Raw genomic sequence first — 25,531 nt, forward strand, 5'->3', positions numbered from 1 at the left:
CCCGTGAGGGTTGCTCGCGCCGTTCCCCGCGCCCCTGGGGGGCACCGTTGTCTACGGGGTCGCGGTTGCCGTATCGGAGGGGGTCGCGGAGGGGGTGTCCGGGGTGGTGGCGGGTGTGCTCGCGGGCTGCGTGGCGATGGAGGGTGAGGGGCCCGTCGGGTCATCCGTGGGGGGCGTGGTCGGCGGGGTCGTGGGCGGGGTGGTCGGAGGCTTCGTGGTGGGCGAGGGCGTGGTCGGCCGCGTCGTCGGCGAGTGGGTCGGCTTGCCGCCTCCGCCCGGGTGGCCCGTGCTCGGGGTGGTCGGGGGCGTGGTCGAGGGGGTCGTGGCCGTGGTGCCGGTGGCGGTGGTGGTGCCCGCGGGTGTGGAGCCGGTGGGGGTGGAGGTCGTCGAGGGCGAGGCGGTGGACGAACTCGCCGGCGGGGAAGCCGTCGTGCCGTCCTGGGCCGGGGCCTGCGTGGTGTCCGGCGGGTCCTGCTGGACGGACTCGATCGGCTTGACCTGGTCGTCCGGGTGGTCGTCGCCGCCCGAGGTGGCCCCGAGGGTGACGATCGTGCCGACCACGGCGGCGATCAGGACCCCGGTGCCCGCGGCCACGAGGTTGCGGCGGGAGCCGACCACCGCGAGCTTCCGCACGCTGGGCGCGGCGCGCCCCGCGGCGGGGGCCGCGCCGGGCGCGGGCGCCTTGCTGATGAGCACGGGCGGCACGGCCTCGGGCAGCGCGAGCGTCCCGGTGGCCGCCGCCCGCGGCTCGGCCGGCGCCGCCGCCGGCGGGACCTCCGGGGCGGCGCTGCCGGCCAGGTCGGTGACGAGCGCGAGGGTGCGGCGGCCCACGACGGTGCCCTGACGGTCGGCGAGCGCCGCGCGCAGCGCGATGGACGCCTCCAGGTCGGCGCGGGCCCGGTCGAGGTGGCCCGTGCACAGCGCGAGCACCCCGAGTTCGTGCAGGAAGTACGCCTCCTCGGCGACCTCCCCCGACAGCCGCGCGGCCTCCTGGCCGATCCGCAGCGCCCGCTCCCAGGCCCCCCAGTGCAGCGCCGCGGCGAACGCGGGCGCGACCGTACGGGCCAGCAGCACCGCTGCGCTGGCGTGCCCGCCGTCACGGCAGGCCGTCATCGCCGCGATGATCGCCTCGGACTCGGCGGTGGCCCGCTCGGGCGTGACCGAGGGGTGCCCGGTCCACCAGGCGTAGTGCAGTGCCGCGGTGTGCGCCTGGACGTCGGAGAGTTCGCCGTCGACCGACAGGCTCGGGGCGAGCTGCGGTACGACCCCGGCCGCCAGCCGGAAGTGCGCGGCGACCGGCACCGCGAGCCCGACGGACGTCAACTCGCCGAGCGCCGCGTCACCGTGGGTGTCGCCGACCAGCGCGGGCAGGTGCGAGGGGTGCGGGCACTCGCCGTCGAGGGCGACCGCGAAGGCCAGCGCCTCCCGGGCGGCCTCGCTCAGCCGCGAGGCGAGCAGGTCCGCGGGCGCGGCGCTCTCCGCGAGCGAGGGCAGCGGGTCCGGCGCGGGCCGACGTACGCCAGGGGACGGCACACCGGTGCCGGGGGCGCCCTTCTCCCACACCGAGTCGTCCCACTCCGCCGGTTCGGCCTCCTCGACCGGCGCGCGCAGCGCGTCCCGCTGCCGGAGCAGGGCGCCGGCCTGCACGAAGCGCAGCGGCAGCCCCTCGGACTCGAACCACAGGTCGGCCGCCCACGCGGCCTCGTCCTCGGCCAGCGTCCGGCCGGCGGCGAGCTGGAGCAGGTCCAGGCTGGCGACCCGGGTGAGGCCGGCGAGGAAGACCTCCTCGACCATCGAGTCGGCGGCGGGCGCGGGCACGCCGGGCGTGGCCGACATCAGGAAGGCGCATTCGGGGGCCGCGGCGAGCAGTTCCTCCAGCGCGGCGCCGCCGAACTCCAGGTCGTCCACCACGACCACGGCGCCGATCGGGCGCAGCAGCCCGGGCAGCTCGGCGCGGGCCGGGCGGTAGCCGTCACCGGCGTAGACGACGGCGTAGAGGTCCTGCAGGACATCGGCGACGGTGCGGTGGTAGCCGGACAGCCACAGCACGCCGTCGGGCGCGAGGTCGCCGCAGGCGTTGGCCACGGACTCCAGCAGGGCGGTGCGTCCGGCCCCGGACGGGCCGGTGACGCGTATGGAACGGCCGCGGGCCAGCAGCCGTATCAGCCGCTCCCGCTCCTCGTCGCGCTCCAGCAGCGGCAGTTCGGGACCGGGCGGCCCCGGCGGCGGGGTGGGCCGGGCGCCGGCGCTGCGCGCGGTGCGCTCCGCCTTGCTCCGGCGCGCGGGCACCCGCGCCTCCTCGGGCGGGCAGCTGACGACCTCGGTGCCGTCGACGTGGTTGATCGTGAGCAGGTAGTCCGCGGTCACCACGCGTTCGACCCTGGTGCCCGGGCCGCTGCCGCCGCCCACCTCGGGGGCGAGCGGGTCGCGGGCCGGCCGGGTCACCCGCGGCACGGGCGAGGTCGCGTCGAAGAGCGAGGGGGTGTGGCTGGGTCGCAGCGCGGGCAGCCGGTCGCCGTCGCCGACCGCTCCCGCCGCGAACGCGTCGAAGCTGCCGCCCGACCGGGCCCCTCCCCCGGTCCCGCCGGACCCGCCGGCCCCGCCACCGGACCCGCCGAAGGCGTCGAACGACCCGGACACCCCGGATGCCCCGGAGTTCCGGGGCGCCCCGAAGGCGCCGAACCCGGAGCCCGGCGCAGAGCCGCTCAGGTCGCGGTCCGCGGGGGCCAGTCCACCCGGGCCGCTGACGTCGACGGCCGGGGCGTCGGCGAACCCGCCGCCGAACCCGTCACCGAACCCGGCGATGTCGCCACCCCCGCTGAACGGCACGACGCCCGCGCCCGGGTCCGCCGGCTGCGCCGGGTCGACCGGGGCGGCCGGAGCGAAGGGGTCGAAGTCGTCGGCGAGCGGGTCGTACACGTCGAGCCCGGCACCAGGTGCCCGCCCCTCGTCCGCGTCACCCGGACCCGTAAGGTCGCCGCGCGTACCGTCGCCGCCCGCGGCGCTGCCGGCCGCTTCCGTACCCGCGTCGCCCGTACCGCCCGCGTCGTCCGCCTCGCCCCCGGCGCTCTGCTCCGTCCCGCGCAGGCTCTTCCCGCCGGTCCCGAACGCGTCGAAGCTCTCGGCGCCCTTCAGCCGCGCGACGGCTCCGGCGCCGGCCGCGAGCCCCAGCCCGTCGTCCTCGGCGGCCGGGTCCTGGAAGACCGCGGGAGTGGCGAAGGCGCCAAGGCCGAACGGCGGCTGCGCGGGCGGCTCCGGCGCGGCCGGCCACTCACCGCGGGGCTGCTCCTGCCGCGCGCCCGGCCGCGGGGCGCCGGCCGCGAACGCGTCGAACGCCCCCGCCGGGCGCCGGCCGGCCGAACCGCCGGAGGCGCCGCCGAACGGCGACACCCCGGACGCGGCCGGTCCCGGCCGGTCCGCACGGGCGCCGTCGCCCCGCGCGAGGTCGTCACCGCGACCGGCCGCACGGCCGTCGTCGCCGTCCGGGTCCTCGACGGAGTCGAAGCGCTCGGTGTGATCCATGTCGTACGCCCCCAAGGTGCGTCACTGGTTGGGGGCCGCCACGGGCTGCCGCGGGTCCGCGCTCACGGACCGCCGCCCGGATTCCCCTACTGCGGCGCACGCGGTGGCACGCCTCCTGGCCATCGATGCGCAAACTCTAAGGGCTCGCACACCATCCATGAAGTGCCGGGGGTGCCTCACCTGCGAGAAGCGTCCGTTACGCCTTTTACGTGCGGTTGGCTGCCGCGGATTACGTTTCCGCCTCGATCGCGAGGATTCGGTGCAGCCGGGTGGCGATCAGCAGCCGCTGCATCTGCGGGGGCACACCGCGCAGCACCAGCCGGCGGCCGCCGCGGCCGGCCCGCCGGTGCGCGCCCATGATCACACCGAGGCCGGTCGCGTCCCACGAGTCGAGTTCGGTCAGGTCCAGCACCAGGTCGCCGTGCCCGGCGTCCAGCGCGGTGTGCAGGGCCGTACGGGCGTCCGCAGCGCTGCGCACGTCGAGGCGCCCCCCGACGACCAGCTCGGCGTGGTCGCCCCTGATGTGCATAGTCACTCCCGGACGGTGCTGGCATGGACACGGTGCTGGTGCGGACACGGTGCCGGCATGGATGCCGTGCGAGCGGCGTGAACGCGTCGACCCGTCAGTCCTCACACAACTGACGGTCCGTCGTATACAGAAGTTGCCGCCTGTGAGCGAACCGAGACCGAATTCACTCCTTGGAGTGACGTCGGTTAGTACGTGTAGAACCCCTGCCCGCTCTTTCGGCCCAGGTCACCCGCGTCGACCATCCGCCGCATCAGCTCCGGCGGGGCGAACTTCTCGTCCTGGGACTCGGTGTAGATGTTCCCGGTGGCGTGCAGCAGGATGTCCACCCCGGTGAGGTCGGTGGTGGCGAGCGGGCCCATCGCGTGCCCGAAGCCGAGCTTGCACGCGGTGTCGATGTCCTCCGCGGTGGCGACCCCGGACTCGTAGAGCTTGACCGCCTCCACCACCAGCGCGGAGATCAGCCGGGTGGTCACGAAGCCCGCCACGTCGCGGTTGACGACGATGCAGGTCTTGCCGGTGCGCTCCGCGAACTCCCTTGCCCGGGCGAGCGTGTCGTCGCTGGTCTTGTGGCCGCGGACCAGTTCACACAGCCCCATCAGCGGCACCGGCGAGAAGAAGTGGGTGCCGACGACCCGTTCGGGGCGCTCGGTGGCCGCGGCGATCTTCGTGATCGGGATCGCGGAGGTGTTGGAGGCGAGCACCGTGTCGTCGCCGACCAGCCGGTCGAGGGTGCGGAAGATCTCCCGCTTCACCTCGACCTCCTCGAAGACCGCCTCCACCACGAGGTCGGCGTCGGCGGCCGCGTCCAGGTCGGTGGTCGTGGTGATCCGGGCGAGCGCGGCCTCGGCGTCCTGCGCGGTCAGCTTCCCCTTCGCCACGAACTTGTCGTAGGACGCGGCGATTCCGCTCCGGCCGCGGGCCAGCGCCTCGTCGGTCACGTCCCGCAGTACCACCTCGTAGCCCGCCTGCGCGGACACCTGCGCGATGCCGGCGCCCATCAGTCCGGCTCCGATGACGGCGACCTTCTTCGCCACGGCACACACCTCTCCGTCGGGGTATCTGGCCCGGACCCTAACGCCCCTTCAGCACCCGGCGCAGCATGATGTCGGCCGCGTCACCGTGTGTCCTTGGTCGCACAGTTGGGGCGGCGCGGCCGGGTGGGTGGCGCCCCGGACCGGGCCGGGCAGGGCCTACGCTCGTCGGCATGGTCAACCTCACCCGTATCTACACCCGTACCGGCGACGACGGCACGACGGCGCTCGGCGACATGAGCCGTACCGCCAAGACCGACCCGCGGATCGGCGCGTACGCCGACGCCAACGAGGCGAACGCGGTGCTCGGGGTGGCGCTGGCGCTCGGCGATCTCGCGGAGCCGGTGGCCGCCGTCGTGACCCGGGTCCAGAACGAGCTCTTCGACGTGGGCGCGGACCTGGCCACCCCGGTGGTGCCGGACCCGAAGTACCCGCCGCTGCGGGTGGAGCAGCCCTACGTGGACCGGCTGGAGGCGGAGTGCGACCGCTTCCTCGCCGAGCTGGACAAGCTGCGCAGCTTCATCCTGCCCGGCGGCACCCCGGGCGCGGCGCTGCTGCACCAGGCGACCACCGTGGTGCGCCGGGCCGAGCGCTCCACCTGGGCGGCGCTGGACGAGCACGGCGACACGATGAACCCGCTCACCGCCACCTACCTGAACCGGCTCTCCGACCTGCTCTTCATCCTCGCCCGCAGCGCCAACGTCGCCCGCGGCGACGTGCTGTGGGTGCCGGGCGGCGACCGCTGAGCCGGTCACGGCACCACGGGGTCAGCGCACCCGGCCGCGCGGTACGGTGCCGCGCCGCGTTCGTCCGCGGCTCAGCCGGCCGCGGGCGTCATGCCACGTTGACGCGCTGGCCGGGCGGGGCCGCCTCCAGCCAGGCGAGGAAACCGGTCAGGGCGTCGTCGCTCATCGCCAGCTCCAGCCGGACACCCCGGTGGACGCAGCAGAGCACCACCGCGTCCGACAGCAGGGCCAGCTCCTCCGAGCCCTGGGGTTCGCGGCGGCCGGTGACCTCGATCGAAGGGCGCTCCAGCACCCGGCGCGGCCGGATCGCGTAGGAGAAGACCCGGAACCACTCCACCCGGTCACCGCTGTAGCGGGCCACTCCGTAGACCCAGCCCTTGCCGGCGGCCGACTCGGCGTCGCCGGCCGGGGCCGGGCGCAGCGAGCAGTCGAAGGTGCCGCCGGGGCGCTGGATGAGGCGCCGGCGCAGCCCGAAGAGGAAGAGACCGAGCAGCGCTGCCACCAGGACCGCGCCGCCCACTTCGAAAGCGAGGATCACGTCCACCGACCTCCTCGCCTCGAATGAGTTGCCGCCCTTGCTGTGCCGGTGCCGCGGACCGCCCCTGCGGGCGGTCCGCGGCACCGTGGTCCTGCTGGTACTACGTCCTGCGGTCAAACGTCCTTCAGCGTGCGCCCGCCGCGGCGGCGAGCCGCACCTCCGCCCGGCGCTCGGCACCGGCGTCGTCCTCGGACTTGGAGCGCTGCAGTGCCCGCTCCGCCCGGTCGACGTCGATCTCGTCGGCGAGTTCGGCGATCTCCGCGAGGACGGAGAGCTTGTTGTCCGCGAAGGAGATGAACCCGCCGTGCACGGCGGCGATGACGGTGCCGCCGTCGCTGGTCCTGATGGTGATCGGACCGGACTGGAGCACCCCGAGCAGCGGCTCGTGGTTGGCCATGATGCCGATGTCACCCGACTTGGTACGGGCGACGACCAGGTTGGCCTCGCCGGACCAGACGTTGCGGTCCGCGGCGACCAGCTCGACGTGAAGATCGGCCAAGACGGCTCCTCGGGTTGGCACCCACCGCCTGCGGAGGATGCATAGGACACAGAATAAGGGGTGCGACCGGAAGGCTGGTCCGAGGACCCCCTGCGGAGTCCACCGGATCGCCCCCCGGTCGCGTGGGCCTGGCGGCCCGGGTGGTGCGAGGCGTCAGCTCACGCCCAGCTTCTTGGCGTTGGCCTTGAGGTCCTCCAGGCCACCGCACATGAAGAACGCCTGCTCCGGGAAGTGGTCGAACTCACCATCGGCGATCGCGTTGAACGCCGTGATGGACTCGTCCAGCGACACGTCCGAGCCGTCCACACCGGTGAACTGCTTCGCCGCGTGGGTGTTCTGCGACAGGAAGCGCTCGATCCGGCGGGCACGGAAGACGGTGAGCTTGTCCTCCTCGCCGAGCTCGTCGATGCCGAGGATGGAGATGATGTCCTGGAGGTCCTTGTACTTCTGCAGGATTCCCTTGACGCGCGAGGCGCAGTCGTAGTGCTCCTGCGTGATGTACCGCGGGTCCAGGATGCGCGAGGTGGAGTCCAGGGGGTCCACCGCGGGGTAGATGCCCTTCTCCGAGATCGGCCGCGAAAGCACGGTCGTCGCGTCGAGGTGGGCGAAGGTGGTGGCCGGGGCCGGGTCGGTCAGGTCGTCCGCGGGGACGTAGATCGCCTGCATCGAGGTGATCGAGTGACCACGGGTCGAGGTGATCCGCTCCTGGAGCTGGCCCATCTCGTCCGCCAGGTTCGGCTGGTAACCCACCGCGGAGGGCATCCGGCCGAGCAGCGTGGAGACCTCGGAGCCGGCCTGGGTGAACCGGAAGATGTTGTCGATGAAGAACAGCACGTCCTGGCCCTGCACATCGCGGAAGTACTCCGCCATGGTCAGACCGGCCAGCGCGACCCGCAGCCGGGTGCCCGGCGGCTCGTCCATCTGACCGAAGACCAGCGCGGTCTGCGGCAGCACGCCGGACTCTTCCATCTCCGCGATCAGGTCGTTGCCCTCACGGGTGCGCTCGCCGACGCCGGCGAACACGGAAACGCCCTCGTGCAGCTTCGCCACACGCATGATCATTTCCTGGATGAGCACGGTCTTGCCGACGCCCGCGCCGCCGAACAGGCCGATCTTGCCGCCCTTGACGTACGGGGTGAGCAGGTCGACGACCTTCAGGCCGGTCTCGAACATCTCGGTCTTCGACTCGAGGTCGTCGAACTTCGGCGCCTTGCGGTGGATCGCCCAGCGCTCGGTGACCTCGGACTCGGCCGCCGGCTCGTTGAGGATCTGGCCGAGGGTGTTGAAGACGCGGCCCTTGGTGACGTCGCCGACCGGCACGGTGATGCCGTCGCCGGTGTCGGTCACCGGGGCCTGGCGGACCAGGCCGTCGGTGGGCTGCATGGAGATCGCGCGGACCAGGCCGTCGCCGAGGTGCTGCGCTACTTCGAGGGTCAGCGTCTTGGTGGCGCCCGCCTCGGCGTAGTCGTCGACCTCGACGTGGAGGGCGTTGTAGATCTCCGGCATGGCGTCGACGGGGAACTCCACGTCGACGACCGGGCCGATGACCCGGGCTACGCGGCCGGCGGCCACGCCGGCCGTGGGTGCCGTTTCAGCAGTGGTGGTCATAGTGGTCAGTCACTCCCCGCGCTCGCGTCGGCGAGGGCGCTGGCGCCACCGACGATCTCGCTGATTTCCTGGGTGATGTCGGCCTGTCGGGCCGCGTTGGCAAGCCGCGTGAGCGACTTGATGAGGTCTTCCGCGTTGTCCGTGGCGGACTTCATCGCCCGGCGGCGGGCCGCGTGCTCGGAAGCGGCGGCCTGGAGCAGGGCGTTGTAGATCCGGCTCTCGACGTACCGCGGCAGCAGCGCGTCGAGCACGCCTTCCGCGGACGGCTCGAACTCGAACAGCGGCAGAGCCTCGCTCTTCGCCGGTGCGGCGTCGCCGTCGCCGGCCCCGCCGTCCTGGTCCTTGACCGACAGCGGCAGCAGCCGCCGGTCCACCGGGTTCTGGGTCATCATCGACACGAACTGCGTGAAGACGATGTGCAGTTCGTCCACGCCGCCGTCGGCCGTGTCCGCCAGCACCGACTCGATCATCGGTGCCGCCGCGGTCTTGGCGTCGGCGTAGCTCGGGCTGTCCGAGAAACCGGTCCAGGAGCCGGCGACCTTGCGCTCACGGAACGCGTAGTACGCCACCGCCTTGCGGCCGATCAGGTAGGAGTCGACCTCCTTGCCCTCCGCGCGCAGCCGCTCGGTGAGCCGCTCGGCCGCCTTGATCGCGTTGGACGAGTACCCGCCGGCCAGACCGCGGTCGCTGGTGACGACCAGTACCGCGGCCCGGGTGGGGTGCTCCGCCTCGGTGGTCAGCGGGTGCTTGGTGTTGGAGCCGGTCGCGACCGCGGTCACCGCGCGGGTCAGCTCGTCCGCGTACGGGGACGAGGCCGCCACCTGGCGCTGGGCCTTGATGATCCGCGAGGCCGCGATCATCTCCATCGCCTTGGTGATCTTCTTGGTGGCGGTGACGGACCTGATCCGGCGCTTGTAGACCCGAATCTGTGCGCCCATGCGATCAGCCCTCGACCAGCAGCGCGCCCGAGGACGTCTCGAACTGCTTCTTGAAGGCGGCCACCGCGTCGGTCAGCGCGTCCACGGTCTCGTCCGGCAGCTGGCCGGTCTCGACGATCGCGGTGAGCATCGACTTGTGCTCGCGGTGCAGGTAGTCCAGCAGCTCGCGCTCGAACCGGCGGATGTCCTCGACCGGTACGTCGTCGAGCTTGCCGGTGGTGCCGGCCCAGATCGACACGACCTGGTCCTCGATCGGGAACGGCGCGTACTGGCCCTGCTTGACCAGTTCCATCATCCGCTGACCACGGCCGAGCTGCGCCTTGGAGGCCGCGTCGAGGTCGGAACCGAAGGCGGCGAACGCCTCCAGCTCGCGGAACTGCGCCAGGTCCAGCTTGAGCCGGCCGGCCACCTTGCGCATCGCCTTGATCTGCGCGGAGCCGCCGACCCGGGAGACCGAGATACCGACGTTCAGCGCGGGCCGCTGGCCGGCGTTGAACAGGTCGGACTCCAGGAAGCACTGGCCGTCGGTGATGGAGATGACGTTGGTCGGGATGAACGCCGACACGTCGTTGGCCTTCGTCTCCACGATCGGCAGACCGGTCATGGAGCCGGCCCCGAGGTCGTCGGAGAGCTTCGCGCAGCGCTCCAGCAGGCGCGAGTGCAGGTAGAAGACGTCACCCGGGTACGCCTCGCGGCCCGGCGGGCGGCGCAGCAGCAGGGAGACGGCGCGGTAGGCGTCGGCCTGCTTCGACAGGTCGTCGAAGATGATCAGGACGTGCTTGCCCTGGTACATCCAGTGCTGGCCGATGGCCGAGCCGGTGTACGGGGCGAGGTACTTGAAGCCGGCCGGGTCGGACGCCGGGGCGGCGACGATCGTGGTGTACTCCAGCGCGCCGGCCTCCTCCAGCGAGGCGCGCACGCCCGCGATGGTGGAGCCCTTCTGGCCGATGGCGACGTAGATGCAGCGGACCTGCTTCTTCGGGTCGCCGGAGCGCCAGTTGTCGCGCTGGTTGATGATCGTGTCGATGGTCAGCGCGGTCTTGCCGGTCTGCCGGTCACCGATGATCAGCTGGCGCTGGCCGCGGCCGATCGGGGTCATCGCGTCGACGGCCTTCAGGCCGGTCTGCATCGGCTCGTGCACCGACTTGCGCTGCATGACGGTGGGCGCCTGGAGTTCGAGGGCACGCCGGCCCTCGGTCTCGATCTCGCCGAGGCCGTCGATCGGGTTGCCCAGCGGGTCGATGACCCGGCCGAGGTAGCCCTCGCCGACCGCGACGGAGAGCACCTCACCGGTGCGCTGCACCGGCTGGCCCTCCTCCACGCCGTCGAACTCGCCGAGGATGATCGCACCGATCTCGCGCTCCTCGAGGTTGAGGGCGAGGCCGAGGGTGCCGTCCTCGAACTTCAGCAACTCGTTCGCCATGGCCGAGGGCAGACCCTCGACCTTCGCGATGCCGTCACCGGCAACGCTGACCGTGCCGACCTCCTCGCGCGAGGCGGCGTCCGGCTGGTACGACTGGACGAAAGTATCCAGCGCGTCCCGGATCTCCTCCGGCCGGATCGTGAGCTCCGCCATCTGGGTTCCCTGCTCTCCTTGTTGGGCCCTGTATTCCTCACGGCCCAACTAGGGCCGCCTTCATGCTTGTTGCGTTGGTGGCTGTCAGCCGGCCATACGGCGGGCGGCTTCGTCGAGCCGGTCCGCGATGGAGCCGTTGATGACCTCGTCGCCGACGCGTACCCGCACCCCGCCGAGGACCTCGGGGTCCACGTCAAGGTTCAGGTGCACCGGGCGGCCGTAGATGCGGGACAGCGCGTCTGCGAGCCGCTGCTTCTGCCGGTCACTGAGCGGAACGGCCGAGACCACTTCCGCCACCGTCCGGCCCCGGCGGGCCGCTGCCAGCTTGGACAGGGATTCGATCCCGCCCTCCAGGCTACGTCCTCGCGGCGCGGTGACCAGTCGTACGACCAGCCGTTCCGTGACCGGATTGGCGCGGCCGCCGAGCAGCGTGCCCAGCAGGGCAGCCTTGGCGTCCGCGGTCGCGGCCCGGTCGGCCAGCGCGGCGCGCAGCTCGCTGCTGCCCGCGGCGATCCGGCCGAAGCGGAAGAGCTCGTCCTCGACGTCGTCCAGGTCGCCACCGCGCTGGGCGGCGATCAGGTCGGCGGTGTCGGCCAGCTCCTCCAGGGCGTCCACCAGGTCACGCGAGCGCGACCAGCGGGACCTGACCATGCCGGCCACCAGGTCGACCGCTTCGCCGCCGATCTGGCTGCCGAGCAGCCTGCGGACCAGCTGCGCCTTGGCCTCACCGGTCTGTGCCGGGTCGGTCAGCGCGCGCCGCAGTCCGCTCTCGCGGTCGAGCAGCGTGGTGACCGAGGACAGCTCGCCGGCGAGACCGGCCGCGTCCACCGACGTGCTGTCGGTCAGCGCGTCCAGCCGCTCGCGGGCGGCCGCCAGTGCTTCGCGGCTCGCACCGTTCATCGCGCCGCCTCGGCGGACGATGCGGCGCTCTGCTCCAGGCCGTCCAGGAAGCGGTCGACCACGCGGGACTGCCGGGCGGAGTCCTCCAGGGACTCGCCGACCACCCGGCCGGCCAGGTCGGTGGCGATCTTGCCGACCTCCTGCCGGAGGCTGACCGTCACCTGGCGGCGATCCGCTTCGATCTGGGCATGGCCCGCCGCGATGATGGAGTCGCGCTGCCGCGAACCCTCCTCGCGCATCTCCGCGATGATCTGCGCGCCCTGCTCGCGAGCCTGCTCGGTGATCCGGGCCGCCTCGTGGCGGGCCTCGGCGAGCTGGGCCTTGTACTCCTCAAGCGTGCGATTGGCGTCGGCCTGAGCCTTCTCCGCCCGCTCCAGGCCACCCTCGATCGCGTCGTGCCGCTCTGCGAGGGTCTTCTGGATGTTCGGCAGGAGCTTCTTTCCGAGGATGCCGAAGACGATGAAGAAGCAGAGCAGGCCGACGATCAGTTCCGCGGTGTCGGGGATCAGCGGGTTCTGCGCCCCCTCCTCCGCAAGGAAGATCATCATGTCTGAACCTTTCGTCGAGTGGCTACTGGTCGGGGGTCCAGGTCACTTCTGGAAGATGAAGGGGACGACCAGGCCGAGCAGTGCGAGGACCTCGCAGAGCGCGAAGCCGAGGAACATGTTGGTGCGGATGACCGGCATGGCCTCGGGCTGGCGGGCCATGGCCTCGATCGAGTGGCCGAAGACCAGACCGATGCCCACGCCGGGGCCGATGGCGGCGAGGCCGTAGGCGACCGCGCCCAGGCGGCCGGCGGTGGTGGCGGCGGCGAGGTTAACGAGCTCGGCAGACATTTCCCTGTCTTCCTTTGTGATGCGGTCCGTTGGGGGGCTTCCCAGCGGAAGATTCGATGGATGGGTTCCGGGCGCGGGTCAGTGACCCTCTTCGAGCGCTCCACTGATGTAGATCGAGGCGAGCAGCGTGAAGATGTACGCCTGGAGGAACTGGATCAGGATCTCGAAGGCGGTCATGAAGACGGCGAGCGCGAACGATCCGCCGGCCACCGCGGTGAACGCCGAGGGGGTGAGCAGGTACCAGCTCGCCACGCTGAACATCACGATCAGCATGTGGCCGGCGAACATGTTCGCCCACAGCCGCACCGCGAGGGTGAACGGGCGGGTGATCACGTTCTGGATGAACTCCAGCAGCACGATCAGCGGCACGAGCGGCTTGGGCAGGCCCGGAATCCAGACCAGGTTCTTCACGCCGCCGCGGAAGCCGTGCGTCTTGAACGTGAGGTACATGTACGTGATGAAGACCAGGGCGGCGAGGCCCACCGGGAACGCGAACCGCGACATCGGCGGGAACTGCGCGACCGGGATGATCGACATGATGTTCATGAACCACACGAAGAAGAAGATCGACGCGAGGAAGGGGACGTACTTGTCGCCCTTCTTGCCGATCACTTCGCGGGCGATGCTGCGGGCCACGAAGGTGTAGCCGATCTCACCGACCAGCTGCAGCTTTCCCGGCACGAGCTTCGGCTTGCTGAACGCGGCCCAGAAGAATCCGACGACGAGCAGCATGCAGATGATCGCGAGCAGCATCGGCTTGGTGAAGTCGAAGCTGCCGATGCTGAAGATCGGCTTGAAGTCGAACGAGTTGAGACCCGGAGCGGGGAATGCGCAACCGTGCTGGATGTGGCATCCAGCTTCAGCGAGCAGCGTGTGGGCACTCACCCGTGACTCCTTCGTCGTGACGCATAAGTAACGGCAACCTTGTGTGTCAGCGCGGCTGGTGGGGCCGCTGTTCGGCACTGCGGGTAGGGCGTGGCGAAGCTCGCTCGGTCCGCTGAGAGCCCGCATCGCGTCGCGGGCATCCGTCTTCCGTGCCGCCAGTGCGGTTCCGGTTCCGAATACACCGCAGGGCGCGGGGGCTTGACCCTCTGCATGTGCGAGGGGCCCTCACGTCCGGATGCGACTTCGGACGATAGCAGACCTGGATGAAGGCCCCTTACCCTCCCCTTACGTAGCATCGCGCGACCCCGTCCCGACCGCGTCCGCCTCCTGCTTCCGTGCGGCGGGGACCGAGGGTTCGGGATCGACGTAGAGCATCCGGCTGGTCAGCGACTGCTTGATCTGCCCGCCCACCCAGGCGAGCGCGGTGACCAGCAGGGTCAGGCCGAACGCGCGGCCGTTGAAAGCGCTGGTGTTCTTGAAGACGACGATGAAGACGCCGATCAGCAGGATCTGCACGGCGTAGACCAGCATCCCGGCGGACATCGCCAACTGGGGCTGGTTCTGGGTGATCCGCATCAGCGCCCAGGAGCCGAGCGCGAAGAAGACAGCGACCACGGCAACCGCCACCACACCGCCGAGCAGGCCCTTCTCGCCTGCGACGAGGGCGCTGACAACAATGGCGATGACTCCGACGGGTCCGGCCGCGAGGGCCGAGCCCCGGAGAATCCGGGCGTCGTTGGGCTGCATGGGGCGGCTCCTCCGGCGGGAGTTGGGGCGAGCGGATGTCGTCGGAGACGAGCGGGGCGAGGCGGGGGGGAGAGCGAGGGTGTGCCTCTCGCCGGAAGACCGTCTCTCTCAAGGTCTTTCGGCGCGTTCCCTGCTTTCGTGAACGGTATCACAAAGTATTTGATGCGGTCTTTACCATGAAGATGTGCTGCCTGTCACACACAGGAGGTAGCAACACGCCGTCCTATTTACCTGAGTTGTCCCTCGATCGGGAAACGACCGATTACGGCGCGTTGTTGATCGACTACCGCTCACCGGCCGCTGTTGGCGGTGGGCGCGGGGTGGGTGGTGGTCGCGGACCGCTCCGGCAGCCGGGGCCGATCCCCCACCGCCGTCGAGCCGTTGAGCGCCGGCCGGTCCGGGCCGCGCATCTCCCGCTCGGCCGCGGCCGCGGCGGCCGCCAGCCGGCGACGCCTGCGGCGGTAGCGCGGCGGCACCACCGACTCCGCCCAGCGCGGGGCGTGCGGCCGGAAGGCCGGCAGCAGCAGCACGACCAGGCCGATCGCGCTCAGCGCCACGATCACCAGCACGATCCACAGGCTGGAGGAACTCACCGAGAACGCCACCGCGGAGAAGGCGAACAGCGCCGCCCAGAAGTACATGATCAGCACCGCGCGGCTGTGCGTGTGCCCCAACTCCAGCAGCCGGTGGTGCAGATGGCCGCGGTCGGCGGCGAACGGCGACTGGCCGCGCCAGGTCCTGCGGACCACCGCGAGCACCAGGTCCGCGGCCGGGATCGCGATCATCGTCAGCGGCAGCAGCAGCGGCATGTAGACCGGCACCATGAAGTGCACGGTCTGCCGGGTGGACCCGGTGAAGTCGGTGATGGCGTCCGGGTCGACCTGCCCGGTGATCGAGATCGCGCCGGACGCCAGCACCAGGCCGATCAGCATCGAGCCGGAGTCGCCCATGAAGATCCGCGCCGGGTGGATGTTGTGCGGCAGGAAGCCGACGCACATGCCGATCAGGATCGCCGAGAAGAGCGTCGCGGGCGCGGCCTGCTCGATGCCGTAGCCGTACCACATGCGGTAGGCGTACATGAAGAACGCGATGGACGCGATGCACACCATGCCGGCCGCGAGGCCGTCCAGGCCGTCCACGAAGTTGACCGCGTTGATGGTGATCACCACCAGCGCGACGGTGAGCAGCGTGGACTGCACCGGGGTGAAGATGATCGTGCCGAAGCCCGGCACCGGCAGCCACAGGATGGCCAGCCCCTGGAAGACCATGACGCCCGCGGCGATCATCTGCACGCCGAGCTTGATCAGCGCGTCCACGCCCCACTTGTCGTCCAGCACGCCCAGCAGCCAGATCAGCCCGGCCCCGGAGAGCAGCGCCCGCGGCTCGCTGGAGAGCTTGAAGACCCCGGAGAGGTTGCTGAGGTGCGCGGCGACCAGCAGCCCCGCGCACAGCCCGCCGAACATCGCCATGCCGCCCAGCCGGGGGGTCGGCTCCTTGTGCACGTCGCGGTCGCGGATCGGGGGCATCGCGCCGGCCGCGATCGCGAACTTCCGCACCGGGCCGGTCAGCAGATAGGTGACGGCGGCGGAGACGCACAGGGTCAGCAGATACTCGCGCACAGGCAGCCTCCGACGTATTCGGGGGTGCGGCGGGCACGCGCACACGTCCGGGGGATCTTCACAGCGTCACACCCTAGTGGTGGCCGGGCCGGGACGGCGAACACCTATCGAGACTCACAGGCGGCCCGGACGGTTGCAGATGGCCCGTTGTGGGCAGGTAAAGAGATCGGCCCGGCCGCGGTGGCCGCAGAAACCGCAGGTCGGCGGCGAGGCGGCGGTCGGCCCCGGCCGCGGGAGGATTCGCGCGGCGCCCGGAGAGCGACCAAGATCACGGTCCGGCCGCAGCCCGACGGCAGTCGGATCACGGACCGCCGGAGCGGGTCCGGCGGTCGAACGATCGGCCCGTGGGCGGCCGTGGGGCCGTCCCGATGGGGCGGTGGGGCGGTTGCAGTGCGGTGGGGCCGTGCGATGCGGCGGTGGGACGGTTGCAGTGCGGCGGTGAGGCGGCCGGCCGGTCGGACGGTCGCCGGAATCCCGGTGAGCGCGGTCCTCCGGTCAGACGGTGGCCGGAATCCCGGTGAGCGCGGTCACCACCGGGTCCAGGGCGTCGTGGATCTCCTCGCCGATGCTGCGGAAGTACGAGATCGGGGCGCCGTAGGGATCGTGCACCTCGTCGGCGTCCGGGCTGGGGGCCAGCAGCCAGCCGCGCAGCGCGGCCGCGGCCCGGACCAGCGCGCGGGCCCGCTCGGTGACGCTGCCGTCGGGCAGCGTGGCCGGGTCTATCGCCCGCACCAGCCGGGTGAACTCCTTGAGCGTGAAGGTGCGCAGGCCCGCCGCGTGCCCCATCGAGATGACCTGGGCCCGGTGGTCGCGGGTGGCGGTGAGCACCAGGTCGGCGTCGATGACGTGGTCGTCGAGCAGCTCCCGACCGGTGAAGTGGGCCGGGTCCGCGCCGTGCTCGGCGAGCACCGCCGCGGCGTGCACCTCCATCGGGGCCCCTTCGTGGCCCCACGTGCCCGCCGACTCCACGAGGATGGCGTCCGCGCCGGCACCCAGCCGCTGGGCGAGGCCGTGCCGCATCAGCCGCTCGGCGATCGGCGAGCGGCAGACGTTGCCGGTGCACACGTGCAGGACGCGCAGCACGTCGAGTGGGGCGTGAGCGGGGTGGCCGCCTCCCCCGAGTCCGGTCGGCGCAGTGGTGAACCCCCGTATGGCACGCCCGTCGGGCGTGGTCAACGGCGCTCCTCCAAGTCGGGTACCACCTTGCGCAGCTCCTCGGCGCTGATCGCACCGGCCCGCAGCAGCACCGGCACCTTCCCGGTCACGTCGACGATCGAGGACGGCACGGCGGCGGGCGTGGGTCCGGCGTCGAGGTAGATCGCCACGGAGTCGCCGAGCATGCCCTGGGCGGCGTCGCAGTCCTGCGGGGACGGCATGCCGGTGAGGTTGGCGCTGGAGACGGCCATCGGGCCGGTCTCGGTGAGCAGCTCGATGGCGACCGGGTGCAGCGGCATCCGGACCGCCACGGTGCCGCGGGTGTCGCCGAGGTCCCAGCGCAGCGACGGCTGGTGCTTGGTGACCAGGGTCAGCGCGCCCGGCCAGAAGGCGTCGACGAGCTCCCACGCCTGCTCGGAGAAGTCGGTGACGATGCCGTGCAGCGTGTTCGGGGAGCCCACCAGCACCGGCGACGGCATGGAGCGGCCGCGGCCCTTGGCCTCCAGCAGGTCGCCGACCGCGTCCTTGTCGAAGGCGTCCGCGCCGATGCCGTAGACCGTGTCGGTCGGCAGCACCACGAGTTCGCCGCGCTTGACCGCCGAGGTGGCCTCGCGCAGCCCGGTGACCCGGTCGGTCGCGTCCGCGCAGTCGTATCGCCGTGCCATGGGAAGTCCTCCATTAGCTCTTCTGCCGCCGTTGCGGGGGATGCTGTGTTCACGGTGCCGCTTTGCGGGCGGAGGTCCGCGCTCTCACGGTGTCGCCTTGCGGGCAGTGGTGAATCGCGGCCGTTTGTTGAGGTCGGGGTGGTCGGCCGCGTCCGCCCAGCCGGCGTCCTCCTTGAAGATCCACGGCACCTGGCCGCCCTGGGAGTCGGCGTGCTCGATGACGACGACGCCGCCGGGCCGCAGCAGGCGGTGCGCGGTGCGCTCGATGCCGCGGATGGTGTCCAGGCCGTCCTCGCCGGAGAACAGGGCGAGTTCGGGGTCGTGGTCGCGGGCCTCGGGTGCGACGTACTCCCACTCGGTGAGCGGGATGTACGGCGGGTTGGAGACCACCAGGTCGACCTGGCCGTTGAGTTCGGGGAAGGCGGCCAGCGCGTCGCCGTGCCGCAGGTCCACCTTGCTGCCGGCGACGTTCTTGCGGGCCCACTCCAGCGCCTGCTCGGACAGCTCCACGGCGTGCACCCGGGACCGGGGCACCTCCTGGGCGAGCGCGAGCGCGATCGCGCCGGAGCCGGTGCACAGGTCGACGATCAGCGGCTCGGCGACGTCCATGGCCCGGACGGCGTCTATGGCCCAGCCGACCACCGACTCCGTCTCCGGGCGGGGCACGAACACCCCTGGCCCGACCTGGAGTTCCAGGTAGCGGAAGAAGGCCCGGCCGGTGATGTGCTGGAGGGGTTCGCGGGCCTCGCGGCGGGCGACGGCCTCCCAGTAGCGCGCGTCGAAGTCCGCGTCGGCCACGGTGTGCAGCTCGCCGCGCTTGACCCCGTGCACGTACGCGGCCAGTTCCTCGGCGTCGAAGCGGGGCGAGGGCACGCCCGCGTCGGCGAGTCGCTGGGCGGCCTGGGCCACCTCGGCGAGCAGCAGGTTCACGTCCGCCCCCTTCTCAGCTGCCGTCGCCGGCCGCGGCCAGCTTCGCGGCGGAGTCGGCGTCCACACACGCCTGGATCATCGCGTCGAGGTCTCCGTCGAGCACCTGGTCCAGGTTGTACGCCTTGAAGCCGACCCGGTGGTCGGAGATGCGGTTCTCCGGGAAGTTGTAGGTGCGGATGCGCTCGGAGCGGTCCACGGTGCGGACCTGGCTGCGGCGGGCGTCGGACGCCTCGCGCTCGGCCTCCTCCTGGGCGGCGGCCAGCAGCCGGGAGCGCAGGATGCGCATCGCCGACTCCTTGTTCTGCAGCTGGCTCTTCTCGTTCTGGCAGGAGACCACCAGGCCGGAGGGAAGGTGGGTGATCCGGACCGCGGAGTCGGTGGTGTTGACCGACTGCCCGCCGGGGCCCGACGAGCGGTAGACGTCGATCCGCAGCTCGTTGGGGTTGATCTCGACCTCGACCTCCTCGGCCTCCGGGGTGACCAGCACGCCGGCGGCGGAGGTGTGGATACGGCCCTGCGACTCGGTGGCCGGCACCCGCTGCACCCGGTGCACGCCGCCTTCGTACTTCAGCCGGGCCCACACGCCCTGGCCGGGCTCGTGGCTCGCCTTGGCCTTGACGGCGACCTGGACGTCCTTGTAGCCGCCGAGGTCGGAGGCGTTGGCGTCGAGGATCTCGGTCTTCCAGCCGACCCGCTCGGCGTACCGCAGGTACATCCGCAGCAGGTCGCCGGCGAACAGCGCGGACTCCTCGCCGCCCTCGCCGGCCTTGACCTCCAGGATGACGTCCTTGTCGTCGCTGGGGTCCCGCGGCACCAGCAGCAGCCGCAGCCGGTCGGTCAGCTCCTCGCGGTGCTTCTCCAGCTCCTTGACCTCGGCGGCGAACTCCGGGTCGTCGGCGGCCAGTTCACGCGCGGTCTCGGCGTCCTCGCCGGTCTGCCGCCAGGAGCGGTAGGCGGCGATGATGGGGGTGAGCTCCGCGTACCGCTTGTTGAGCCGGCGGGCGTTGGCCTGGTCGGTGTGGACCGCGGGGTCGGCAAGCTGCTTTTCGAGGTCGGCATGTTCGCCGATCAGTTCCTCGACCGCCTCGAACATCATGTATTCCTGGAGGAGTAGGTGCTGCCTGGGACCGGGCCGCCGTGGGACGGGCGCCGCCGGCTGGGACGCGAGGACGACAAAGCGCCGGTCCGGTCACCCTGGGCTGGGCGACCGGAGACCGGCGCTGGTCGGGTCGCTACTTCTTGGCGGACCCGGCGTTCTTGCCGAAGCGGGCCTCGAAGCGGGCCACGCGGCCGCCGGTGTCGAGGATCTTCTGCTTGCCCGTGTAGAACGGGTGGCACTCGGAGCACACGTCCGCGCGGATCTGGCCGCTGGTCTCGGTGCTGCGGGTGGTGAACGAGGCGCCGCAGGTGCAGGTGACCTGGGTCTCTACGTACTCGGGGTGGATCTCGCGCTTCAAGGGTGCTCCTAGGTTCGGGAGGGCGCCGGGTCGCTCATGCGGGTTGCGTGGGCGTGAACCGGGGCCAGCGGACCAGTCTGCCAGCACTGGCCGCAGCTACCAAAACCAGGTCGGGCCCCGGATAATTCCCGCGACGTCCTCGCAGGTCAGCGCGGTGCTCGCGAGGGTGACGCCGGGAGGACGGGGCTGACGCGGCGCGCGGGGCGGACGCCTACGGCGAGGCCGAACCCGACGGCTTCGAGCCGGCCGGCCCCGACGGCTTCGGAGTGGCCGGCGCCGTGGCCTTGCCGCCGACCACCTTGCCGGCGTCCACGTGGTCGGCGACCGAGCCCTTCGTGGCGTCGGCCGGGATCGGCTTGTCGGCGCGCAGCGCGGCCCACACGATGTCGGCCTGCGCCCGGATCGGCTCGACCCGGTTGGGGTTCGCGGGGTCGTAGCGCACCGGCAGGGTCACCATGTGCACGTCGCCGGAGTGCAGGTGCTGCACGCTCTCGGCGAGCCCGGTCAGCTTGTTCACCGAGCCGAGGCCGGTGTCGGTGGTGACCGCCTTGGTGGCGGTGTCGGCGACCGAGAACAGCTTCGTCGGGCTGGTGAACAGCCCCAGGCCGCCGATCCGGTCGATCAGCGCCTTGATGAACGCCTGCTGGAGCTGGATACGGCCCAGGTCGCTGCCGTCGGCGACGCCGTGCCGGGTGCGGACCAGGCCGAGCGCCTGGGAGCCGTCGAGGGTGTGGGTGCCGGCCGGCAGGTTCAGGTGGCTCTTGTCGTCGTGGATCGCCTTGGTGGTGGTCAGCGGCACCCCGCCGAGGTCGTTGACGAGGTTCTTGAAGCCGGTGAAGTCGACCTCGATGTAGTGGTCCATCCGCAGCCCGGTGAGCTGCTCGACGGTCTTGACCGCGCAGGCCGGGCCGCCGACCTCGTAGGCGGTGTTGAACATGACCTGCTGCCCGGCCGGCTCGACGGCGCCCTTGGCGCCGGTGCAGGCCGGGCGGTCCACCAGGGTGTCGCGCGGGATGCTCACCACGCTGGCCTTCTTCCGGCCCTTGTCCAGGTGCACGATCATCGCGGTGTCGGAGCGCGCGGTGCCGCTGTCGTGGCCGTACGCGCGGTTCGCGCCGGAGCGGGAGTCCGAGCCGAGCACCAGGATGTCCATCGAGCCGTTGTCGAGCCGGGCCGGGCGGTGGGTGCCCAGGGCGCCGTCGATGTCGACGCTGTGGATGTTGGCGTTGAGCCGGTGGTAGAGGTATCCGGCGCCGGTCGCGCCGAGCAGCACCACTCCGGACGCGGTCCAGGCGACGATGTGCAGGGTGCGCCGGCGGCGTCGGCGGGCCGCTCCGGCCCCGCTGGGGCTGGAGCCGGTCCGCGGCTGCTGCTCGTCCGGCATGGCGGCACCTCGGCTTCCTGAGCGTCCGGTGTCAGGCGTCCCGCGGGTCCGGTGTGCGGCCCTGCGGCTCCCGACGCCGGGAATGTCCGTAACGTCAGACGTTCCATCGTGCGCCCGGGGTGCGGGTGCCGCCATTCGAGGGGCGAGCGGGCAGTGCGTCGACGAGGGGCCGACGGGGGCGGACGGGGGCCGCAAATCGCGACCGCCCGCGTATCCCCAGGTCAGCTGGGGTAGGCGGGCGGTCGGACCGATCCTGGCGGTTACTGTCAGTCGTTGTTCTGGCCAGGGGTGGTCTTGGCGATCTGCATCAGGAACTCGGCGTTGGACTTGGTCTGCTTCATCTTGTCCAGCAGCAGCTCGATCGCCTGCTGCGAGTCGAGCGCGTGCAGCACCCGGCGCAGCTTCCAGACGATCGCCAACTCCTCGCGGTCCAGGAGGATTTCCTCCTTGCGGGTGCCGGACGGGTCGACGTCCACCGCGGGGAAGATCCGCTTGTCGGCGAGCTTCCGGTCGAGCTTGAGCTCCATGTTGCCGGTGCCCTTGAACTCCTCGAAGATCACCTCGTCCATCCGCGAGCCGGTCTCGACCAGCGCGGTGGCCAGGATGGTCAGCGAGCCGCCGTCCTCGATGTTCCGCGCGGCACCGAAGAAGCGCTTCGGCGGGTAGAGCGCGGTCGAGTCGACACCACCGGACAGGATGCGGCCGGAGGCGGGCGCCGCCAGGTTGTAGGCGCGGCCCAGCCGGGTGATGGAGTCGAGCAGCACCACCACGTCGTGGCCCAGCTCCACCAGCCGCTTGGCCCGCTCGATGGCGAGCTCGGCGACGGTGGTGTGGTCCTCGGCGGGCCGGTCGAAGGTCGAGGAGATGACCTCGCCCTTCACCGAGCGCTGCATGTCGGTGACCTCTTCGGGCCGCTCGTCGACGAGGACGACCATCAGGTGGCACTCGGGGTTGTTGGTGGTGATCGCGTTGGCGACCGCCTGCATGATCATCGTCTTGCCGGTCTTCGGCGGGGCGACGATCAGGCCGCGCTGGCCCTTGCCGATCGGCGAGACCAGGTCGATGATCCGCGTGGTCAGCACGCCCGGGTCGGTCTCCAGCCGGAGCCGGTCCTGCGGGTACAGCGGGGTGAGCTTGTTGAACTCCGGACGGCCGCGGCCGGAGTCGGCGCCCATGCCGTTCGCGGAGTCGAGGCGGACCAGCGCGTTGAACTTCTCGCGCCGCTCGCCGTCCTTGGGCTGGCGCACCGCGCCGGTGACGTGGTCGCCCTTGCGCAGGCCGTTCTTACGGACCTGGGCGAGCGAGACGTACACGTCGTTCGGCCCCGGCAGGTAGCCCGAGGTGCGGATGAACGCGTAGTTGTCGAGGATGTCGAGGATGCCCGCGACGGGGATCAGCACGTCGTCGTCGGCGACCTGCGGCTCGCCGCCGCCACCGAACTCCTCGCGCCCGCGGCCACGGCCACGGCGGTCGCGGTAACGGCCCCGGCGGCGGCCGCGGCCCTCGCCGAACTCGTCGTCGTCCTGCGGGCCGCTCTGCTGGTGCTGGCCGCCCTGGTGCTGCTGCTGGCCGCCACCCTGGCCGCCGCTCTGCTGCTGGCGGTCCCGGCGGCTCTGGCCGCCGCTCTGCTGGCCCTCGCCGCCGTCCTCGCCACGGTTGCGCTGGCGGTCGCGCTGCCGCTCGCGGCGGTCACCGCGCTGGCCGCGCTGGCGCTCCTGGCGGTCGTCCCCGCCGCCCTGCTGCTTGGCGTCGCCGCCCTTGGCCTCGGCGCCCTTGGCCTCACGGCCCTCGGCGCTGTCTGCGGAGGCCTCGGCGGCCCGGTCGGCGCCGCGCTCGCCCTGCGCCCGCTCGCTCGCGGAAGCGGCAGCCTTCGCCTTCTCGCCGGCCGGCTGGCCGGGGATCTCGATCTGCTGCTGCTTCGCCTCCTTCGGCTCCTTCGCGGCCGGTGCGGCGGCCGCGGGGGCCTCGGCGGACTCCGCCGCCTGCTCCAGCCGGGCCCGCGAGGTGGCGCGGCGCTTGGGCTTCTCGGCCGGCGCGCCGGTGGCGGCGGCGGGCTTCTCGGCCGCGGCGGCACCGCCGCCGGCCTGGCGCTCCTTGATCGTCTCGATGAGCTGGCCCTTGCGCATCCGCGCGGTGCCCTTGATACCGAGACCTGCGGCGACCTGCTGGAGTTCGGCCAGGACCATGCCCTCCAGGCCGGTCCCGGACCGGCGGCGCCGTGCGGCCGTGGCAGCACCGGTGGCAGGCGCGGCGGCTTCGGACGCGGCGACAGTGTTGTCTGCGCGCACGCCCATCAGATCGGTGGTGTCGCTCACGAAGGGTCCTTCCCTGGAGCGGGCGTCGGCCTGTCTGGCTCGGCGACCGGTCGTGCTGACCGGGTCTGGCGTTCCCGCTGCTTCGACCCGGGGCGGTGGTCTGCCTGATGGCGGCAGAAATACATAGATGCTCTCGGCACGGGAGAGAACTCGTACCGAATCCGGAGCGTGCTCGACACTTCCCGGACAGGCTGTCCGGCCGACCCGGACTGGCTGCCTATACGGTGTGGGAGGCTCCCGGAGAAAGTGCGGTCCCACTGCGGGGACACAGCCCATCGCGCCCAAAGGGCGGCGAATGCTGGCTTGAGGTTAACACTACCCGGTCCAACAGATATTCCCCCTCTCTTCGACCGGCAATCGTGTCACTGCCCACCTGCGAGCGGCAGGACACTCGCCCCGGCGGCGTCCAACGCCAGGCGGTTGGCCGCCCAGCCGTCACCCGCGAGCCGGGAGACCTTGTCCGCGGCGCCCTCGTCGGTGAGCGCGAGCACGGTCGGCCCGGCACCCGATACGACAGCAGGGACGCCCTCCGCGCGTAGACGGTTCACCAGCGCGAGGGATTCCGGCATCGCCGGCGCCCGGTAGTCCTGGTGCAACCGGTCCTCGGTGGCGGGCAGCAGCAGCTCGGGGCGCCTGGTCAACGCCTCGACCAGCAGCGCCGCCCGGCCCGCGTTCACCGCGGCGTCGACGTGCGGAACGGTACGGGGCAGCAGCCCGCGGGCGGTCTCGGTCAGCACCGGCACCCCCGGCACGAAGACCACCGGAACCAGCGACCCGGCCGGCTCCATCCGGACCGCCCGCGCGGCCCCGCCCTCGGTCCAGGCCACGGTGAAGCCGCCCATCAGACACGCCGCGACGTTGTCGGGGTGCCCCTCGATCTCGGTGGCCAGCTCCAGCAGGGCCGTGTCGTCCAGCCCCGCCGGGCCGCCTATCGTCACCGCGCGGGCGGCCATGATGCCCGCGCAGATGGCGGCGGACGACGACCCCAGACCGCGGCCGTGCGGAATGCGGTTCGCACAGACCACCTCCAGGCCGCGCGGCTGGCCGCCGAGCAGGTCGAAAGCGGTGCGCAGGCTACGGACCACCAGGTGTTTCTCGTCGCGCGCCAGCGTGTCGGCGCCCTCACCGGCGATGTCCACGTGCAGACCGGAGTCGGCGACGCGCACCACCACGTCGTCGTACAACCCCAGCGCGAGGCCGAACGCGTCGAAGCCCGGGCCGAGGTTCGCGCTGGTCGCGGGGACGCGCACTCGTACTGCGGCGGCGCGAAACGCTGGACCGGCCATCGTTCGACGAATCTCCTTGGTGCGTACGCCCTGCGGGCGTGGCTCCGTTGCCAGGCGGCGAGGCGGGAAATGGCGATGCGGCGGCATCAGCCGGAACTCGGCGCGATTGCGCCGCTGGGGTAAGCCTATCGAAACAAGGTTCCCCCGCGACATAGGGCGCACGGACCGCGCGTGATGCGTGTCGCCTTCGCGGCGTGCGCCCCTTACGGGAGTGAACCATGGGGAAGGCGGTGCTCCGGGGGCGCGGGGAACTGCGCGGACCAGCCCACCGCTGCCGGTGGTCCGGCGAACTCGCCGCGGAGGCCAGGCTCGCGGGCCCGGCGCACCACCGCCGTGGCTGGTCGCGCAGTTCCCCGCGCCCCTGG

Annotated in this window: 23 protein-coding genes; 1 reads left to right on the top strand and 22 read right to left on the bottom strand. The window is 71.9% G+C overall.

Going from position 1 to position 25,531, the window contains the following annotated elements; genetic code table 11:
* Positions 1-51: 51 nt before the first annotated feature.
* From OG896_RS10825 to OG896_RS10835, 3 genes are all read right to left on the bottom strand, one after another.
* Positions 52-3,522, bottom strand: coding sequence for a hypothetical protein (locus OG896_RS10825; RefSeq protein ID WP_329364512.1), 3,471 nt, complete (start codon positions 3,520-3,522; stop codon positions 52-54).
* 229 nt (positions 3,523-3,751) lie between these two features.
* A complete protein-coding gene (locus OG896_RS10830) occupies positions 3,752-4,051 on the bottom strand; it encodes an STAS domain-containing protein (RefSeq protein ID WP_329373889.1) in 300 nt (99 codons plus the stop codon).
* Positions 4,052-4,236: 185 nt separating this feature from the next.
* Positions 4,237-5,085: a 3-hydroxyacyl-CoA dehydrogenase family protein gene (locus tag OG896_RS10835; protein WP_329364514.1), complete on the bottom strand. Its 849-nt coding sequence runs from the start codon at positions 5,083-5,085 to the stop codon at positions 4,237-4,239.
* Positions 5,086-5,255: 170 nt separating this feature from the next.
* Between OG896_RS10835 and OG896_RS10840 the strand changes: the two genes are divergently transcribed.
* Complete coding sequence (locus OG896_RS10840; protein WP_329364516.1) at positions 5,256-5,828, top strand: cob(I)yrinic acid a,c-diamide adenosyltransferase; 573 nt, start codon at positions 5,256-5,258, stop codon at positions 5,826-5,828.
* Between the two features lie 88 nt (positions 5,829-5,916).
* On the opposite strand, the gene OG896_RS10845 is transcribed toward OG896_RS10840, so the two are convergent.
* The 19 genes from OG896_RS10845 to thrB all read right to left on the bottom strand — a co-directional run bounded on the left by OG896_RS10845 (position 5,917) and on the right by thrB (position 25,166).
* A complete protein-coding gene (locus tag OG896_RS10845) occupies positions 5,917-6,366 on the bottom strand; it encodes a DUF2550 domain-containing protein (protein WP_329364518.1) in 450 nt (149 codons plus the stop codon).
* 124 nt (positions 6,367-6,490) lie between these two features.
* A complete protein-coding gene (locus OG896_RS10850) occupies positions 6,491-6,865 on the bottom strand; it encodes a F0F1 ATP synthase subunit epsilon (RefSeq protein WP_328469630.1) in 375 nt (124 codons plus the stop codon).
* A 153-nt stretch (positions 6,866-7,018) separates the two neighbouring features.
* Positions 7,019-8,473, bottom strand: coding sequence for a F0F1 ATP synthase subunit beta (gene atpD / locus OG896_RS10855; protein WP_329364521.1), 1,455 nt, complete (start codon positions 8,471-8,473; stop codon positions 7,019-7,021).
* Between the two features lie 5 nt (positions 8,474-8,478).
* On the bottom strand, positions 8,479-9,411 hold the full coding sequence (locus OG896_RS10860; protein WP_329364523.1) for a F0F1 ATP synthase subunit gamma: 933 nt from the start codon (positions 9,409-9,411) through the stop codon (positions 8,479-8,481).
* Positions 9,412-9,415: 4 nt separating this feature from the next.
* Entirely contained in the window at positions 9,416-10,987 is a 1,572-nt protein-coding gene (atpA, locus tag OG896_RS10865) for a F0F1 ATP synthase subunit alpha (RefSeq protein ID WP_329364524.1), read from the bottom strand.
* Between the two features lie 84 nt (positions 10,988-11,071).
* Positions 11,072-11,887 (bottom strand): F0F1 ATP synthase subunit delta, encoded by an 816-nt coding sequence (locus OG896_RS10870; protein WP_328469622.1) that lies wholly within the window; start codon positions 11,885-11,887, stop codon positions 11,072-11,074.
* Positions 11,884-12,435: a F0F1 ATP synthase subunit B gene (locus tag OG896_RS10875; protein ID WP_329364525.1), complete on the bottom strand. Its 552-nt coding sequence runs from the start codon at positions 12,433-12,435 to the stop codon at positions 11,884-11,886. The genes OG896_RS10870 and OG896_RS10875 overlap by 4 nt, the downstream gene beginning before the upstream one ends.
* A gap of 42 nt (positions 12,436-12,477) precedes the next feature.
* Positions 12,478-12,723: an ATP synthase F0 subunit C gene (gene atpE / locus OG896_RS10880; protein WP_037913419.1), complete on the bottom strand. Its 246-nt coding sequence runs from the start codon at positions 12,721-12,723 to the stop codon at positions 12,478-12,480.
* Between the two features lie 78 nt (positions 12,724-12,801).
* Positions 12,802-13,608: a F0F1 ATP synthase subunit A gene (gene atpB / locus OG896_RS10885; RefSeq protein ID WP_329364529.1), complete on the bottom strand. Its 807-nt coding sequence runs from the start codon at positions 13,606-13,608 to the stop codon at positions 12,802-12,804.
* A 285-nt stretch (positions 13,609-13,893) separates the two neighbouring features.
* Positions 13,894-14,355: a hypothetical protein gene (locus tag OG896_RS10890; protein ID WP_329364531.1), complete on the bottom strand. Its 462-nt coding sequence runs from the start codon at positions 14,353-14,355 to the stop codon at positions 13,894-13,896.
* A gap of 290 nt (positions 14,356-14,645) precedes the next feature.
* Entirely contained in the window at positions 14,646-15,974 is a 1,329-nt protein-coding gene (locus OG896_RS10895) for an MraY family glycosyltransferase (protein WP_329364532.1), read from the bottom strand.
* 495 nt (positions 15,975-16,469) lie between these two features.
* The gene (locus OG896_RS10900; RefSeq protein ID WP_402451109.1) at positions 16,470-17,150 is read right to left on the bottom strand and encodes an arsenate reductase/protein-tyrosine-phosphatase family protein; all 681 of its coding nucleotides are present in this window, start codon (positions 17,148-17,150) and stop codon (positions 16,470-16,472) included.
* Entirely contained in the window at positions 17,147-17,794 is a 648-nt protein-coding gene (locus OG896_RS10905) for an L-threonylcarbamoyladenylate synthase (protein WP_328469610.1), read from the bottom strand. Before OG896_RS10905 ends, OG896_RS10900 begins: the two co-directional genes overlap by 4 nt.
* An 84-nt stretch (positions 17,795-17,878) precedes the next feature.
* Positions 17,879-18,724, bottom strand: coding sequence for a peptide chain release factor N(5)-glutamine methyltransferase (prmC, locus tag OG896_RS10910; protein WP_329364534.1), 846 nt, complete (start codon positions 18,722-18,724; stop codon positions 17,879-17,881).
* A 13-nt stretch (positions 18,725-18,737) separates the two neighbouring features.
* Positions 18,738-19,817 (bottom strand): peptide chain release factor 1, encoded by a 1,080-nt coding sequence (gene prfA, locus OG896_RS10915; protein WP_329373891.1) that lies wholly within the window; start codon positions 19,815-19,817, stop codon positions 18,738-18,740.
* A gap of 139 nt (positions 19,818-19,956) precedes the next feature.
* Positions 19,957-20,181 (bottom strand): 50S ribosomal protein L31, encoded by a 225-nt coding sequence (gene rpmE / locus OG896_RS10920; protein WP_202236258.1) that lies wholly within the window; start codon positions 20,179-20,181, stop codon positions 19,957-19,959.
* A gap of 211 nt (positions 20,182-20,392) precedes the next feature.
* Positions 20,393-21,565, bottom strand: coding sequence for an LCP family protein (locus OG896_RS10925; RefSeq protein WP_329364537.1), 1,173 nt, complete (start codon positions 21,563-21,565; stop codon positions 20,393-20,395).
* A 266-nt stretch (positions 21,566-21,831) separates the two neighbouring features.
* Positions 21,832-23,859, bottom strand: a complete 2,028-nt coding sequence (gene rho, locus OG896_RS10930; protein ID WP_443057244.1) for a transcription termination factor Rho — start codon at positions 23,857-23,859, stop codon at positions 21,832-21,834.
* A gap of 383 nt (positions 23,860-24,242) precedes the next feature.
* Positions 24,243-25,166, bottom strand: coding sequence for a homoserine kinase (thrB, locus tag OG896_RS10935; protein ID WP_329364541.1), 924 nt, complete (start codon positions 25,164-25,166; stop codon positions 24,243-24,245).
* Positions 25,167-25,531 lie beyond the last annotated feature (365 nt).

It is taken from the genome of Streptomyces sp. NBC_00669, assembly GCF_036226785.1.
Classification (GTDB): Bacteria; Actinomycetota; Actinomycetes; order Streptomycetales; family Streptomycetaceae; genus Actinacidiphila.

Coding starts and splice junctions, on each gene's coding strand:
- OG896_RS10825 (WP_329364512.1), bottom strand. CDS start 3,522: ATGGATCACACCGAGCGCTTCGACTCCGTCGAGGACCCGGACGGCGAC.
- OG896_RS10830 (WP_329373889.1), bottom strand. CDS start 4,051: ATGCACATCAGGGGCGACCACGCCGAGCTGGTCGTCGGGGGGCGCCTC.
- OG896_RS10840 (WP_329364516.1), top strand. CDS start 5,256: ATGGTCAACCTCACCCGTATCTACACCCGTACCGGCGACGACGGCACG.
- atpD (WP_329364521.1), bottom strand. CDS start 8,473: ATGACCACCACTGCTGAAACGGCACCCACGGCCGGCGTGGCCGCCGGC.
- OG896_RS10860 (WP_329364523.1), bottom strand. CDS start 9,411: ATGGGCGCACAGATTCGGGTCTACAAGCGCCGGATCAGGTCCGTCACC.
- atpA (WP_329364524.1), bottom strand. CDS start 10,987: ATGGCGGAGCTCACGATCCGGCCGGAGGAGATCCGGGACGCGCTGGAT.
- OG896_RS10870 (WP_328469622.1), bottom strand. CDS start 11,887: ATGAACGGTGCGAGCCGCGAAGCACTGGCGGCCGCCCGCGAGCGGCTG.
- OG896_RS10875 (WP_329364525.1), bottom strand. CDS start 12,435: ATGATGATCTTCCTTGCGGAGGAGGGGGCGCAGAACCCGCTGATCCCC.
- atpE (WP_037913419.1), bottom strand. CDS start 12,723: ATGTCTGCCGAGCTCGTTAACCTCGCCGCCGCCACCACCGCCGGCCGC.
- OG896_RS10890 (WP_329364531.1), bottom strand. CDS start 14,355: ATGCAGCCCAACGACGCCCGGATTCTCCGGGGCTCGGCCCTCGCGGCC.
- OG896_RS10905 (WP_328469610.1), bottom strand. CDS start 17,794: ATGGCACGGCGATACGACTGCGCGGACGCGACCGACCGGGTCACCGGG.
- prfA (WP_329373891.1), bottom strand. CDS start 19,817: ATGTTCGAGGCGGTCGAGGAACTGATCGGCGAACATGCCGACCTCGAA.
- OG896_RS10925 (WP_329364537.1), bottom strand. CDS start 21,565: ATGCCGGACGAGCAGCAGCCGCGGACCGGCTCCAGCCCCAGCGGGGCC.
- rho (WP_443057244.1), bottom strand. CDS start 23,859: ATGGGCGTGCGCGCAGACAACACTGTCGCCGCGTCCGAAGCCGCCGCG.
- thrB (WP_329364541.1), bottom strand. CDS start 25,166: ATGGCCGGTCCAGCGTTTCGCGCCGCCGCAGTACGAGTGCGCGTCCCC.